The 15,251-nt window shown below is 58.5% G+C and carries 4 protein-coding genes and 4 rRNA genes; 1 reads left to right on the forward strand and 7 read right to left on the reverse strand.

The window, feature by feature from the left end:
• Positions 1-364 precede the first annotated feature (364 nt).
• The 4 genes from MMB48_RS11255 to MMB48_RS11270 all read right to left on the reverse strand — a co-directional run bounded on the left by MMB48_RS11255 (position 365) and on the right by MMB48_RS11270 (position 8,053).
• Positions 365-1,889 (reverse strand): 16S ribosomal RNA (locus MMB48_RS11255).
• Between the two features lie 855 nt (positions 1,890-2,744).
• A 5S ribosomal RNA gene (gene rrf / locus MMB48_RS11260) occupies positions 2,745-2,861 on the reverse strand.
• A gap of 174 nt (positions 2,862-3,035) precedes the next feature.
• Positions 3,036-6,100: ribosomal RNA gene (locus tag MMB48_RS11265) — 23S ribosomal RNA — on the reverse strand.
• A 428-nt stretch (positions 6,101-6,528) separates the two neighbouring features.
• Positions 6,529-8,053: ribosomal RNA gene (locus MMB48_RS11270) — 16S ribosomal RNA — on the reverse strand.
• Together the 16S, 23S and 5S rRNA genes form the textbook arrangement of a ribosomal RNA operon.
• A 575-nt stretch (positions 8,054-8,628) precedes the next feature.
• Between MMB48_RS11270 and MMB48_RS11275 the strand changes: the two genes are divergently transcribed.
• Complete coding sequence (locus tag MMB48_RS11275) at positions 8,629-9,384, forward strand: SIR2 family NAD-dependent protein deacylase (RefSeq protein ID WP_007051834.1); 756 nt, start codon at positions 8,629-8,631, stop codon at positions 9,382-9,384.
• Positions 9,385-9,563: 179 nt separating this feature from the next.
• Here the strand turns inward: MMB48_RS11275 and ilvA are convergent, their stop codons facing one another.
• From ilvA to MMB48_RS11290, 3 genes are all read right to left on the reverse strand, one after another.
• Entirely contained in the window at positions 9,564-10,829 is a 1,266-nt protein-coding gene (gene ilvA / locus MMB48_RS11280; protein ID WP_032743484.1) for a threonine ammonia-lyase, read from the reverse strand.
• Between the two features lie 302 nt (positions 10,830-11,131).
• A complete protein-coding gene (locus MMB48_RS11285) occupies positions 11,132-12,952 on the reverse strand; it encodes a glycoside hydrolase family 13 protein (RefSeq protein WP_032743483.1) in 1,821 nt (606 codons plus the stop codon).
• 1,415 nt (positions 12,953-14,367) lie between these two features.
• A complete protein-coding gene (locus MMB48_RS11290) occupies positions 14,368-15,234 on the reverse strand; it encodes a carbohydrate ABC transporter permease (RefSeq protein ID WP_007051830.1) in 867 nt (288 codons plus the stop codon).
• Positions 15,235-15,251: the final 17 nt, after the last annotated feature.

Consider the following 15,251-nt stretch of genomic DNA (forward strand, 5'->3'; position numbering starts at 1 on the left):
AAAAATGATCACAAAACGATCGAAACGAACAATAGAGTTCGATTCGAAATCAACAGCAAAACAAAGATTCAAAACCATTGTTTTGCTCGCGTCCACTATCCAGTTCTCAAGCCACCACGCACCGCCACGCCATCACGCCGGCACACGGCCGGCCCGCAGGCGCGACGGGCATCGAATCGCGCCAGGCAAAAGCCTGGGGTGGCGATCCGGGAGCCCAAAAGCGCATCCATACCACTCCGGCACCCACCGCACGACCGGCAGGGCAAAGCCAACGACGTCTTCCACACCAGCAACCCGTCCACACGCGACCATCGCGCGGGAGGGTCCGCACCGGACGCCGAACGGCATCCTGTATTCTCCGTAGAAAGGAGGTGATCCAGCCGCACCTTCCGGTACGGCTACCTTGTTACGACTTAGTCCCAATCACGAGCCTCACCTTAGACGGCTCCATCCCACAAGGGGTTAGGCCACCGGCTTCGGGTGCTGCCCACTTTCATGACTTGACGGGCGGTGTGTACAAGGCCCGGGAACGCATTCACCGCGACGTTGCTGATTCGCGATTACTAGCGACTCCGCCTTCACGCAGTCGAGTTGCAGACTGCGATCCGAACTGAGACCGGTTTTCAGGGATCCGCTCCGCGTCGCCGCGTCGCATCCCGTTGTACCGGCCATTGTAGCATGCGTGAAGCCCTGGACGTAAGGGGCATGATGATCTGACGTCATCCCCACCTTCCTCCGAGTTAACCCCGGCGGTCCCCCGTGAGTTCCCGGCACAATCCGCTGGCAACACGGGGCGAGGGTTGCGCTCGTTGCGGGACTTAACCCAACATCTCACGACACGAGCTGACGACGACCATGCACCACCTGTGAACCCGCCCCGAAGGGAAACCCCATCTCTGGGATCGTCGGGAACATGTCAAGCCCAGGTAAGGTTCTTCGCGTTGCATCGAATTAATCCGCATGCTCCGCCGCTTGTGCGGGCCCCCGTCAATTTCTTTGAGTTTTAGCCTTGCGGCCGTACTCCCCAGGCGGGATGCTTAACGCGTTAGCTCCGACACGGAACCCGTGGAACGGGCCCCACATCCAGCATCCACCGTTTACGGCGTGGACTACCAGGGTATCTAATCCTGTTCGCTCCCCACGCTTTCGCTCCTCAGCGTCAGTAACGGCCCAGAGACCTGCCTTCGCCATTGGTGTTCTTCCCGATATCTACACATTCCACCGTTACACCGGGAATTCCAGTCTCCCCTACCGCACTCAAGCCCGCCCGTACCCGGCGCGGATCCACCGTTAAGCGATGGACTTTCACACCGGACGCGACGAACCGCCTACGAGCCCTTTACGCCCAATAATTCCGGATAACGCTTGCACCCTACGTATTACCGCGGCTGCTGGCACGTAGTTAGCCGGTGCTTATTCAACGGGTAAACTCACTCACGCTTGCTCCCCGATAAAAGAGGTTTACAACCCGAAGGCCTCCATCCCTCACGCGGCGTCGCTGCATCAGGCTTGCGCCCATTGTGCAATATTCCCCACTGCTGCCTCCCGTAGGAGTCTGGGCCGTATCTCAGTCCCAATGTGGCCGGTCGCCCTCTCAGGCCGGCTACCCGTCGAAGCCACGGTGGGCCGTTACCCCGCCGTCAAGCTGATAGGACGCGACCCCATCCCATACCGCGAAAGCTTTCCCAGAAGACCATGCGATCAACTGGAACATCCGGCATTACCACCCGTTTCCAGGAGCTATTCCGGTGTATGGGGCAGGTCGGTCACGCATTACTCACCCGTTCGCCACTCTCACCACCAAGCAAGCTTGATGGATCCCGTTCGACTTGCATGTGTTAAGCACGCCGCCAGCGTTCATCCTGAGCCAGAATCGAACCCTCCACAAAAAGAATGCGAAGAGACATCGACAGATGACTCTCAAAACAAAAATTGACGAGCACGTCCTTAAGGAAGGACGCCCTCAAAAAACCTCACCCCTCATCAAACCCTCCCGGGTACCCGACCACCACGACAGGCGATCAGGCGAGGAATGAACTGGCAATCATTGACTATAAAGAAGTAGTACAAACACGCTCTTGAGTTCTCAAACCACCACCACTCACCCACCTCACAGCCCCCTAGGAAGGGAACCACTCGCTGAGCGGCAGCAAGGAAATAACTTACACGCATTCGCAGACTCGCGCAAATCGGGCGCACGAAGATAAGCCCAAATCGTTGAAACGACAGGCTTCGCTCGGCGTGTCGAAATCGACGTTTCGCACGTCCATATCTTCAGTCTAGAACTAGATATCGTCGAAAAATGGATTGAAAATTTTGGTCGATGGGCGTGTCGCGAATTACCTCTTACGGCGCATGTGATGCACCGCCAATTACCGGAATCATCATTGATCCAGTACACCAATAAGGACCATTATGTTCGGATTACTATATGCTCGCCAGTCGTGCACCAATCAACCGCCTGGTAGCGATGCAGTTGCCGTATTGCTTGCCTTGGCACGACCAACGACTGAATGGCATCAGCACATTCAGAGTCGCCGATTCAATCCATGCATCGCAGCACAGATCAGTCGTGGTCTCACGGGTATGGGGAGGCTCCGTTGCCGTGTGGGTGCCGGGGGTGTCCTGTTTGTGTCCGGGTATGCGGGGAGGTCCCGGTGCCTGTGTGGGTTTGGGTCGGGGTTGGTTTCGGATATGCGGGAAGCCCCGGTACCTTCAAGGTATCGGGGCTTCCTGTACGTGTGATGCGGCGGCGTGCTACTCTCCCACACCCTGTCGAGTGCAGTACCATCGCCGTGCCAGGCCTTAGCTTCCGGGTTCGGAATGGGACCGGGCGTCTCACCTGGGCCATGACCGCCGCAAATCTTCTCTTATACGGTCAGACACCAAGGTCTGCCGGCCTTGTGGCGGCCCGGGAACCGGACAGGGGACGCGATTGCCGTTGATGTTGCTTCGTCTTGCGCCATTCCCGTGCTCATTGCCATACGGGATGGTTTGCAGGAGGATGATGCGGTCCCCGAACGAATCGGGGAATAATAGTGTTGCCTTTCGTCCGTTAGTACCGGTCGGCTCCACCCCTCGCGGGGCTTCCACGTCCGGCCTATCGACCACGTGTTCTGCATGGGGACTACAGCAGCTCGAGGCTGCACGGAATGCTTATCTTGGAGCAGGCTTCCCGCTTAGATGCTTTCAGCGGTTATCCCTTCCGAACGTAGCCAACCGGCCGTGCCACTGGCGTGACAACCGGCATACCAGAGGTTCGTCCACCCAGGTCCTCTCGTACTATGGGCAGGCCTCCTCAACATTCCAACGAGCGCAGAGGATAGAGACCAAACTGTCTCACGACGTTCTGAACCCAGCTCGCGTGCCGCTTTAATCGGCGAACAGCCGAACCCTTGGGACCTGCTCCAGCCCCAGGATGCGACGAGCCGACATCGAGGTGCCAAACCATCCCGTCGATATGGACTCTTGGGAATGATCAGCCTGTTATCCCCGGGGTACCTTTTATCCGTTGAGCGATGCCGCGTCCGTACACCGGCACCGGATCACTAGTCCCGACTTTCGTCCCTGCTCGGACCGTCGTCCTCGCAGTCAAGCCCGCTTGTGCACTTGCACTCGCCACCCGATTGCCAACCGGGCTGAGCGGACCTTTGGGCGCCTCCGTTACTCTTTGGGAGGCAACCGCCCCAGTTAAACTACCCGCCAGGCACTGTCCCTGAACAGGATCACTGTTCGAGGTTAGACATCCAATGCGAACAGAGCGGTATTTCACCTTGCGGCTCCGCACGATCTGGCGACCATGCCTCTCGGCCTCCCGCCTATGCTACACAATCCACACCGAATGCCAATACCAAGGTATAGTAAAGGTCCCGGGGTCTTTTCGTCCTTCTGCGCTTAACGAGCATCTTTACTCGTACTGCAATTTCGCCGAGCTCCTGGTCGAGACAGTGGGGAAGTCGTTACGCCATTCGTGCAGGTCGGAACTTACCCGACAAGGAATTTCGCTACCTTAGGATGGTTATAGTTACCACCGCCGTTTACCGGGGCTTGAATTCACCGCTTCACCCGAAGGCTGACGGATCCTCTTAACCTTCCGGCACCGGGCAGGCGTCAGTGCATATACAGCGGCTTGCGCCTTCGCATGCACCTGTGTTTTTGGTAAACAGTCGCTACCCCCTGGTCTGTGCCACCCCCAAAAGCTCCCCGCGCGAGGCGGATCACCATCGGGGGTCTCCCTTAAACCGAAGGAACGGGAGTGATTTGCCGAGTTCCTTGACCAGGATTCGCTCGATCGCTTTGGTATTCTCTACCTGACCACCAGTGTCGGTTTGGGGTACGGGCGGCTTCGAGCCTCACGCCGAAGCTTTTCTCGGCAGCCGGGATCACCGGATATCGGGCCATAAGGCCCCCACCATCGCACCTCGCCCACACGCCCCGCGGATTTGCCTACGGGACGGGCTGCGTGCTTGACCACGGAAAACCACCTCCGCGGCCGGCTACCCTTCTGCGTCACTCCTGCGCTGACCTACTACAAGGATCGGTCCCAACAGGCCCAGGCATCCCACCCCCGAAGGGGAAGCAAGCCCGGACCCGGAGGTTAGTACTCCAAGCCTCGGTTCTGGCGGCTGAAAGCCGGTACGGGAATATCGACCCGTTCATCCATTCGACTACGCCTGTCGGCCTCGCCTTAGGACCCGACTCACCCAGGGACGATGAACGTGGCCCTGGAACCCTTGGTCATCCAGCGGACGGGATCTTCACCCGTCTTTCGCTACTCATGTCTGCATTCTCACTCCCATGAAGTCCACGGCGCGTTCACACGGCCGCTTCGCCCCTCATGGGACGCTCTCCTACCCAGTACAAAATACTGCCGCGTCTTCGGTGGTGTGCTTGAGCCCCGCTACATTGTCGGCGCGGAACCACTAGACCAGTGAGCTGTTACGCACTCTTTCAAGGATGGCTGCTTCTGAGCCAACCTCCTGGCTGTCTATGCGACTCCACATCCTTTCCCACTTAGCACACGCTTCGGGACCTTAGACGACGGTCTGGGCTGTTTCCCTTTCGACGACGAAGCTTATCCCCCGCCGACTCACTGCCGGGATACACGTCACCGGTATTCGGAGTTTGGTTGCTGTTGGTACCCGATACGGGCCCGCAAGCATCCAGTAGCTCTACCCCCGGGACGCAATGACCCGACGCTGCACCCAAATGCATTTCGGAGAGAACCAGCTATCACGGAATTTGATTGGCCTTTCACCCCTAACCCCAAGTCATCCCCCCGGTTTTCAACCCAGGTGGGTTCGGTCCTCCACACGGTCTTACCCGCGCTTCAACCTGCTCAGGGCTAGATCATCCCGCTTCGGGTCCAGGACACGCGACTCAAACGCCTTTTAAGACTCGCCTTCGCTACGCATACCCCACACGGGTTATGCTCGCCACATGCCACTGACTCGCAGACTCATTTTTCGATAGGCACGCCGTCACCCCACGAAGAGGCTCCGACGGATTGTAGGCGCACGGTTTCAGAGACTGTTTCACTCCCCTCCCGGGGTACTTTTCACCTTTCCCTCACGGTACTCGTTCGCTATCGGTCAGACAGGAATATTCAGGCTTACCCGACGGTCCGGGCGGATTCGCACGGGGTTCCACGGGACCCGTGCTACTTGGGAGACGCGATCGGCAGACCATGCGCGTTCAGGTACGGGGCCCTCACCCTCTGCGGCCCGGTATTCAACCCGGTTCCCCTGACACATGGTTTTCTAAAACTGCCGGCCGGCCCGTCGGAGCCGGCGCACGCGATCCCGCAACACCCCACACGCAACCCCCGACGGGTATCACACGCGCAAGGTTTGGCCATCATCCGCTTTCGCTCGCCACTACTCACGGAATATCCTTTCCTGCAGGTACTGAGATGTTTCACTTCCCTGCGTACCCCCCGGCCGAAGCCGGTACCGACCCATGACGGCCGGTGGGTTCCCCCATTCGGAAATCCTCGGATCAAAGCCCTGTAGGCGGCTCCCCGAGGCTTATCGCAGCCTCAAACGTCCTTCATCGGTCCTGTCTGCCAAGGCATCCACCATACGCCCTTGCAAGCAACACACACCATGAAGGTGCATGGCCGCAAGATTCCTCTAGCAAATTCCCAGACGACAAATCATCACACTAAAAATGATCACAAAACGATCGAAACGAACAATAGAGTTCGATTCGAAATCAACAGCAAAACAAAGATTCAAAACCATTGTTTTGCTCGCGTCCACTATCCAGTTCTCAAGCCACCACGCACCGCCACGCCATCACGCCGGCACACGGCCGGCCCGCAGGCGCGACGGGCATCGAATCGCGCCAGGCAAAAGCCTGGGGTGGCGATCCGGGAGCCCAAAAGCGCATCCATACCACTCCGGCACCCACCGCACGACCGGCAGGGCAAAGCCAACGACGTCTTCCACACCAGCAACCCGTCCACACGCGACCATCGCGCGGGAGGGTCCGCACCGGACGCCGAACGGCATCCTGTATTCTCCGTAGAAAGGAGGTGATCCAGCCGCACCTTCCGGTACGGCTACCTTGTTACGACTTAGTCCCAATCACGAGCCTCACCTTAGACGGCTCCATCCCACAAGGGGTTAGGCCACCGGCTTCGGGTGCTGCCCACTTTCATGACTTGACGGGCGGTGTGTACAAGGCCCGGGAACGCATTCACCGCGACGTTGCTGATTCGCGATTACTAGCGACTCCGCCTTCACGCAGTCGAGTTGCAGACTGCGATCCGAACTGAGACCGGTTTTCAGGGATCCGCTCCGCGTCGCCGCGTCGCATCCCGTTGTACCGGCCATTGTAGCATGCGTGAAGCCCTGGACGTAAGGGGCATGATGATCTGACGTCATCCCCACCTTCCTCCGAGTTAACCCCGGCGGTCCCCCGTGAGTTCCCGGCACAATCCGCTGGCAACACGGGGCGAGGGTTGCGCTCGTTGCGGGACTTAACCCAACATCTCACGACACGAGCTGACGACGACCATGCACCACCTGTGAACCCGCCCCGAAGGGAAACCCCATCTCTGGGATCGTCGGGAACATGTCAAGCCCAGGTAAGGTTCTTCGCGTTGCATCGAATTAATCCGCATGCTCCGCCGCTTGTGCGGGCCCCCGTCAATTTCTTTGAGTTTTAGCCTTGCGGCCGTACTCCCCAGGCGGGATGCTTAACGCGTTAGCTCCGACACGGAACCCGTGGAACGGGCCCCACATCCAGCATCCACCGTTTACGGCGTGGACTACCAGGGTATCTAATCCTGTTCGCTCCCCACGCTTTCGCTCCTCAGCGTCAGTAACGGCCCAGAGACCTGCCTTCGCCATTGGTGTTCTTCCCGATATCTACACATTCCACCGTTACACCGGGAATTCCAGTCTCCCCTACCGCACTCAAGCCCGCCCGTACCCGGCGCGGATCCACCGTTAAGCGATGGACTTTCACACCGGACGCGACGAACCGCCTACGAGCCCTTTACGCCCAATAATTCCGGATAACGCTTGCACCCTACGTATTACCGCGGCTGCTGGCACGTAGTTAGCCGGTGCTTATTCAACGGGTAAACTCACTCACGCTTGCTCCCCGATAAAAGAGGTTTACAACCCGAAGGCCTCCATCCCTCACGCGGCGTCGCTGCATCAGGCTTGCGCCCATTGTGCAATATTCCCCACTGCTGCCTCCCGTAGGAGTCTGGGCCGTATCTCAGTCCCAATGTGGCCGGTCGCCCTCTCAGGCCGGCTACCCGTCGAAGCCACGGTGGGCCGTTACCCCGCCGTCAAGCTGATAGGACGCGACCCCATCCCATACCGCGAAAGCTTTCCCAGAAGACCATGCGATCAACTGGAACATCCGGCATTACCACCCGTTTCCAGGAGCTATTCCGGTGTATGGGGCAGGTCGGTCACGCATTACTCACCCGTTCGCCACTCTCACCACCAAGCAAGCTTGATGGATCCCGTTCGACTTGCATGTGTTAAGCACGCCGCCAGCGTTCATCCTGAGCCAGAATCGAACCCTCCACAAAAAGAATGCGAAGAGACATCGACAGATGACTCTCAAAACAAAAATTGACGAGCACGTCCTTAAGGAAGGACGCCCTCAAAAAACCTCACCCCTCATCAAACCCTCCCGGGTACCCGACCACCACGACAGGCGATCAGGCGAGGAATGAACTGGCAATCATTGACTATAAAGAAGTAGTACAAACACGCTCTTGAGTTCTCAAACCACCACCACACCAGCAAGACGGAAAACCAACCAGAGGAAGGAACCCGCCGCGCCGAGCGGCAACAGGTGAATAACTTACACGAACACACGAACACACGCAAATCGAAGCGCGCAAGAACCTAAGGAATCGGCGGAATAGCGCGGTTCCCTCGGCGTGTCGCACAGAGCCCACTTTGCTCTGATGAGGCTAGGTTAACTCCTCAAATGTTTCTGAAAAGCATCAAATCCACTATGCGGCTGGCGTGTCGCGAGAGTTTTCAGCTAGTCGGCCCTGCGTTCATCTCTCGGCAACCACACTGCCGGCGCACAATCGGCACATGACAGCGCTCCGTCATCGGATTTCGTTCATGAATCGCGGGTATACCTGTGGTTATGACCAAGAAGATTGCTGTATTAACCGGGGCGGGCATTTCCACGTCCGCCGGCATCCCTGATTTCCGCGGTCCGGACGGTGTGTGGACCAAGCATCCTGACCAAATGAGCGTTTACGACATCGATCTGTTCCTGCGCAACAAAGAGGACCGCGAGTACTCCTGGCGCTGGCAAAAGGAATCGCCAGTATGGAATGCGCAGCCCGGCACTGCGCATAAGGCGCTGGTCAAGCTGGAACAAGCCGGCATGTTGACGCTGCTGGCCACGCAGAACTTCGATGCACTGCATGAGAAGGCCGGCAACAGCGACAACGTCATCGTGAACCTGCACGGCACTATCGGCACCTCGCATTGCATGAAGTGCCATCAGGAATATGCCACGGCGGACATCATGGCCCGTTTGGATGAAGAACCCGATCCACATTGCCATCGCAAACTGAAGTATCGTGGCGATATGCCATGCAATGGCATTATCAAAACCGATGTGGTGTATTTCGGTGAGGCGCTGCCGGACGGAGCGATGGAGAAGTCGTACAGCCTGGCCACCAAAGCCGACGAACTATGGGTAATCGGATCGACCCTTGAGGTATACCCGGCGGCGAGCATTGTGCCGGTGGCCGCGCAGGCGGGCGTGCCCATCACCATTATGAATATGGGTCACACGCAATATGACCATCTTGCGAGCCGCTTGATTCATGAGGATATCGCCGTCGCGCTGCCGAAGTTGGTGGACGAGACGATTGCGGAGAACAAGTAGCTACTGTCGGCGAAGCCGACTGAGGGGAGCTCCAGTCCGAAGCTCCCCTCAAAGAGGGGAACCAGATTATCCCACCTTGTCTCAGTCGGCTCCGCCGGCAGTGACGAACAATTCATGATTATTGTTCAGCCACCCACCTGCGTTCCGCGCTATCTCCCGCCAGCGGGAGATATTGGACATCAGTAGATGCGCTTAGGGCTAAAGCCAGCTTCGCGCAGAGCCGCAAGGATGCGGTCAATATGGTCAGGGCCGTTGGTCTCGACCGTGACGCCGAGAGACACTGCGTTGGTGTAGTGGCCGGATGCCTTGAACTGGTCGTGATCAAGCTGAATGACGTTGGCGCGCTGCTCGGCAAGCAGGGTGGCCACCTTGACGAGCTGACCCGGAGTATCCGGCAGCTCGACCTCGAAGTTCATGATGCGGCCGCGGGCGATCATACCTTTCTGAATCACAGCACCCATGGTCACGGTGTCGATGTTGCCGCCGGACATAATCGGCACCACCACGTGCGGGCCGGTGGCGGCGGCGAACTTGCGCGAACGCAGGTTCAGGTGTTCCAGCGCAGCCAGCGAAACGGCGCCGGCCGCCTCGACCACCAGCTTGTGCTTCTCGAGCATGAGCAGAATCATTTCGTTGATGTCACGCTCGGTGACGGTGACCAGATCGTCCAGGAACTCGTTGATCAGAGCGAAGGGCAGGTCGCCGGGGTGCTTGACTGCAACACCTTCGGCGGAGGTAACCACATGGTCAGCCGGAGACACACGACCCGCGGCCAGCGAGTCCTTCCATGCCGGGGAGCCCTCCGGAATCGCACCGATTACGCGCACTTCAGGCTTGAATGTCTTGATGGCGAGCGCCACGCCGGCACCCAGGCCACCGCCACCGAGCGGCACGACCACGTCAGTGACGTTCGGCACGTCTTCGAGGATCTCCAGACCGATGGTGCCTTGGCCGCAGATGACTTCGTAATCGTCGAACGGCGGCACGTAAATCATGCCTTCCTTGTCGGCGAGCTCAGCAGCGTGGGCGGCGGATTCGTCGAACACATCGCCGTACAGCACCACATCGGCGCCGTAGGCCTTGGTGGCATCGACCTTCAGCGGCGGGGTGATCTGCGGCATGCAGATGGTGGCCTTCGCACCACGCTCACGGGCCGCATAGGCCACGCCCTGGGCATGGTTGCCTGCGGATGCGGTGACGATGCCACGGGCGATCTGCTCTTCGGTGAGCGATGCGATCTTGTTGTACGCGCCGCGAATCTTGAAGGAACCGGTGACCTGCAGGTTTTCCGGCTTCAGGAGAATCTCATGACCGGTCATCTCGCTCAATACCGGCGAAGGGATAATTTCCGTATGACGGGCAGTCCCTTTGAGACGTTTGGCGGCCAGCTTCAGTTCGGCTGCATGATCACGCTGCAGCGCCTTCAAAACATCCTTTTGTTCCATAGCTTTTAATTGTATGGCGCGGGGACACCGAAAACAGTGGCTTATCTCGCTAACGAGCGCTCATTTACGGTAATTCCCGTTCGTAATCAGCTTTCGAGGGGCTGATTTGGCTTCGCGGGGAGGTCTATCTCCTCTTCGAGGGGCTGCCCGATCGTGCAATGCGTGAGTATGACACATCATTTGCAGCGGTATTATGCGGTTTTCGGAGCCCGGCTATTCAGGCACCAACCCCTTGAAACGGAGATAGACCTCCCCGCGAAGCCAAATCAGCCCCTTGAAACGGAGATACCGCCTAGCAACACTTATAGGCTGACGACGACGCCCTCCCATGGTGCAAGCTCACGGCCGGCAAGAGCGGCCACAGCGTGCGGGGCATCATACGTGCTGATTACCACGTTCGACTCGGTGATTCCGGCGGCGGCCAGTTCGGCGGTTTCGCGCGGTAGATCAACGGTTCGGCCGGACATGTTGACCACGACCAGCAGCTTCTCATCGCCGAGGGTGCGGGTGAAGGCATACACATGCGCGTCATCCGCATCGAGCAGATGCCAGTCGCCGGCCGCCACGACAGGCATGTCGTGGCGCAGCGCGATGAGCCGCTTGTAGAAGGAGTACACCGAATCCGGATCATCGAATTCGCCGGCGGCGTTGATCTCGGCATGATTCGGATTCACGGAAATCCATGGCTCCTTAGCGGCATCCGGCGCAGTGAAACCGGCATAGACAGAGCCGTCCCATTGCATCGGGGTACGCGAATTATCACGACCGCGCGCGGCGATACCCGCCAACATCGATTCGGGCGACTGCACTTTGGCTTCCTCAACCCTTTGACGGTAAGCGTTCAGGGACTCGAGGTCACGGTACTGGTCTAGGCGCGTGAAGTGGGCGTCGGTCATGCCCAATTCTTCACCCTGATATATGTACGGGGTGCCGCGATGCATGTGCAGCATCAGGCCAAGTGCCTTGGCCGAACGCACACGAGATTCCTCCGAGGAGTCATCACCCCAACGAGAAACGACGCGAGGCTGGTCGTGGTTACCAGTAAACAGGCTTGCCCAGCCTGCATTCTTCACGGCCGCTTGATAACCGGCCATAATGCTCTTGAGCTTCGGCAGGTCAAGTGGCAGTGGCTTCCATTTGACGCCTTCGCAGTCAAAATCAACGTGCTCGAATAGGAAGAGCATGTCCAGCTCGCCGTTGGCGGGGTCGGTGATGTATTCGTTGCGCTGTGCGGTAACGCCGGGAGCCTCTCCCACGGTGAGGAAGCCCTCACGGCCTTCGAACACTTCACGGCGCATTTCGGCCAGGAATTCGTCTTGGCGAGGGCCGTCCGCGCAGAACGGATTCGGGTTGGAATAGCCTTCCTCACCCACGGGCAGATCGTCCAGCTCGGAACCGTACTCGCCGGGCAGCTTGCCAGACAGGTCCGTGCGCTTGGAAATCAGCGTAATCACATCCATGCGGAAGCCGTCAACGCCGCGGTCAAGCCACCAGTTCATCATGTCGTATACCGCGCGGCGCACAGCCGGATTTTCCCAGTTGAGGTCCGGCTGCTTCTTCGAGAACTGATGCAGGTAGTATTCGCCACGCTCAGGGCAATACTCCCATGCAGAACCGCCAAAGTAGGAGCCCCACTGGTTGGGCTCGGCACCGGGCTCGCCGGCAGTGGTGCCGGGACGGGCGGGACGCCACCAATACCAGTCGGCGTGCTCATCATCCTTGTTTTTGGACGCTTCAAACCAGGCGTGTTCATCGGAAGTGTGATTGACAACAAGATCCATCACGATCTTGAGCCCGCGCTTGTGGGCCTCGGCCAGCAGCTCATCCATGTCGTCGAGTGTGCCGAACAGAGGATCAATGTCCTGATAGTCGGAAATATCGTAGCCATTGTCGTCTTGCGGAGACTTGTATACCGGGGATAGCCACAGCACATCCACGCCGAGGTCGGCCAGATAGTCGAGCCGTGACGTAATGCCCTTGAGATCGCCGAGGCCGTCGCCGTTGGTGTCTTGGAAGGAACGCGGGTAAATCTGGTAAACGACCGCATTGGACCACCACGGATTTGGGGTGGCACCGTTGGTGCGGATGGAATCTGGAATTACTGTGCGTTGTGAAGTGGTCATCGTTGGCTCCTCCATTATTTATGGTCTACATTGCCTGTTGCTCATAGTCTAAAAAGCGCTGAATTACATTTCCATTGGGGAACTGCGTTGGTGTGCCGGAAACAAAAACTGCAAAGAGCCGGAAGGCACTGCTACGGCTCAATTCTCATAAGCTGCACATGCTATTTAGCAACATATGGGCCCTTTCGCTGTTTGTGGTGGGCGACTGTGCCGTGGGGTGATGTTGGTCGGGTAGGTTGGAGGCATGGATGCCTCTCACCTGTTCACCGCCGCGCTTCGGCTGCGGTCGCCTTGGAGGGTCGGGTCTGCGGACTTCCGTGACGCCGACGGCGACGGGCGGGAGCCGCACATCACGATCGGCTTCGAGCCCGGCAGAGGGTTCATGCTCCTGTTCGAGGCGTGGGTGTGGCTATATCGCCTGTGCTCGTGGATGATGCACTCGAGGCTCGAACCTATGAAGGGGCTCGCCCGCTTGTTCCGCCGCCACTTCGCCACCATAATCTACCTGACCTGCGGCAGCTCACATATTAACGGTTCTTCTGATTGCGACGCGCAAGAGCAACTTCGGGCGCGCTTGGATTGCCTGCTTGAACCCACTGGTGCGGGGATAGATGATTTAGTTGACACGCCTGCGGGAATCTGGTGGGGATTTCGCTGGCACACCGGATTTCAAGCAAACCCCGCCTCGGGAACCGCTCCGGACTTCGGCGTTGGCCCGGTTCGTATGTCAATCGATTGCCGTCTGAACCGGGACAGAATCCGCTGTCCCGGTTCGCGATTTTTGTCCTTTTTTACAAACAGGGACAAGCCAATCTCCGCAGTTCATATGCTCCGTAATACAAAATCGGCGGAATAGAGCCGATCCCGGAATCAACATGTTGTCCCGGTTTTCACATAAAACGATTGACATTCATACCGGGACAATGAAAATTGTCCCGGTTCGTGAAAATCGCCCGAAACCGCGAACCGGGACAGCGGATTCTGTCCCGGTTCGCGCGTCAAACGGTTGATATGTGGACCGGGACAAGCCAGCGGCACGGCGACACAGCAGATGCGCTCAATTGCACCGTAAGCCGTACGGTTTCGTCACTTTTTCATTCGCACAACGAGCAAAACCACATGACCTTTGTGCGCCACCGCCACATCAACCGACCGTCGCCTTTATTGTGGCGGTTTCCAGTATGGCAACAGGACAGAAAAGCCTCCTCCGGTGAGAGCCGGAGGAGGCTTGGGTGGAAGCGGACCTTTACTTCACAGAGTCCTGCAATTCAGGACTGGCCTACGGCCAGACCCAACATGACCTCGCGAGTACGCGACCTATCCGGCCGCCCGGGCCGGGAAACAGCCCACGGGGCTGTTTCCTTAATCGGCTCGTCTCGCTCGACGCGGTGAAGTAAAGCAGCGCCTGCGCTGTTTTACTTCACCGCTCCCCTCATCACACCACCGACGACCCACTTTTGGGCGAAGATGTAGACGATGAGGATCGGGGCCATGGCCATCAGGTAGCTGGAGAAGGCCATCGGGTAGTTGGTGGCGAACTGCGAGCTGAAGACGTACTGGGCGAGCGGGATGGTCTGGTTCGACTGGTCGGTCAGAATGATCAACGGCAGGAGGAAGTCGTTCCAGGCCCACAGCGCGGTCAGAATGGCGATGGTGGCGTTAATCGGGCTCATCAGCGGGAAGATGATGGTCCAGAAAATGCGCCACGTGGATGCGCCATCGATTCGGGCCGCCTCTTCCAGCGAAACCGGAATCGAACGGATGAAGCCAGTGGCGATGAACAGGTTCGTGCCCAGGCCGAGCACCGTGTACAGGATGATCAGGCCGACCTGGTTGTCCAGGTGCAGGGAGCCCATCTGCTTCGCAATCGGCAGCATGACGACCGGGAACGGCACGAACATGGCGGCGATGAAGAAGTAGTACAGGAAGCGGAAGAAGCGCTTATCCATGTTGCGGGCCACAGCGTAGGCCACGAAGGTGTTGGTCAGCAAGGTGAGCACCACGGCGGCCACCGTGATGATCGCGGAGTTGAGCGCGGCCTTCGGGTAGTTGACCTTGGCGGAGGCGTCGGCGAAGTTGTGCCACTGCCACGAGGTGGGCAGGGCGAAGGTGCCGGCTTCGGCCGGAGTCTTCAGCGCGGTGACGATGGTGAAGTAGAGCGGGATCAGAATGGTCAGGCTCAGCACGGCCACGGCGGCGGTCAGCCACCAGTTGATCTTGTGGTCCCTGCGGAACTTGGCGGGCTTGCCGGACTTGGACGGGGTAACTGTTGCAGTAGTCATTTCTTATCCTCCCCTAA

Origin of the sequence: Bifidobacterium sp. FKU, assembly GCF_026016385.1 — a bacterium.
In the GTDB taxonomy this organism is placed as follows: Bacteria; Actinomycetota; Actinomycetes; order Actinomycetales; family Bifidobacteriaceae; genus Bifidobacterium; species Bifidobacterium infantis.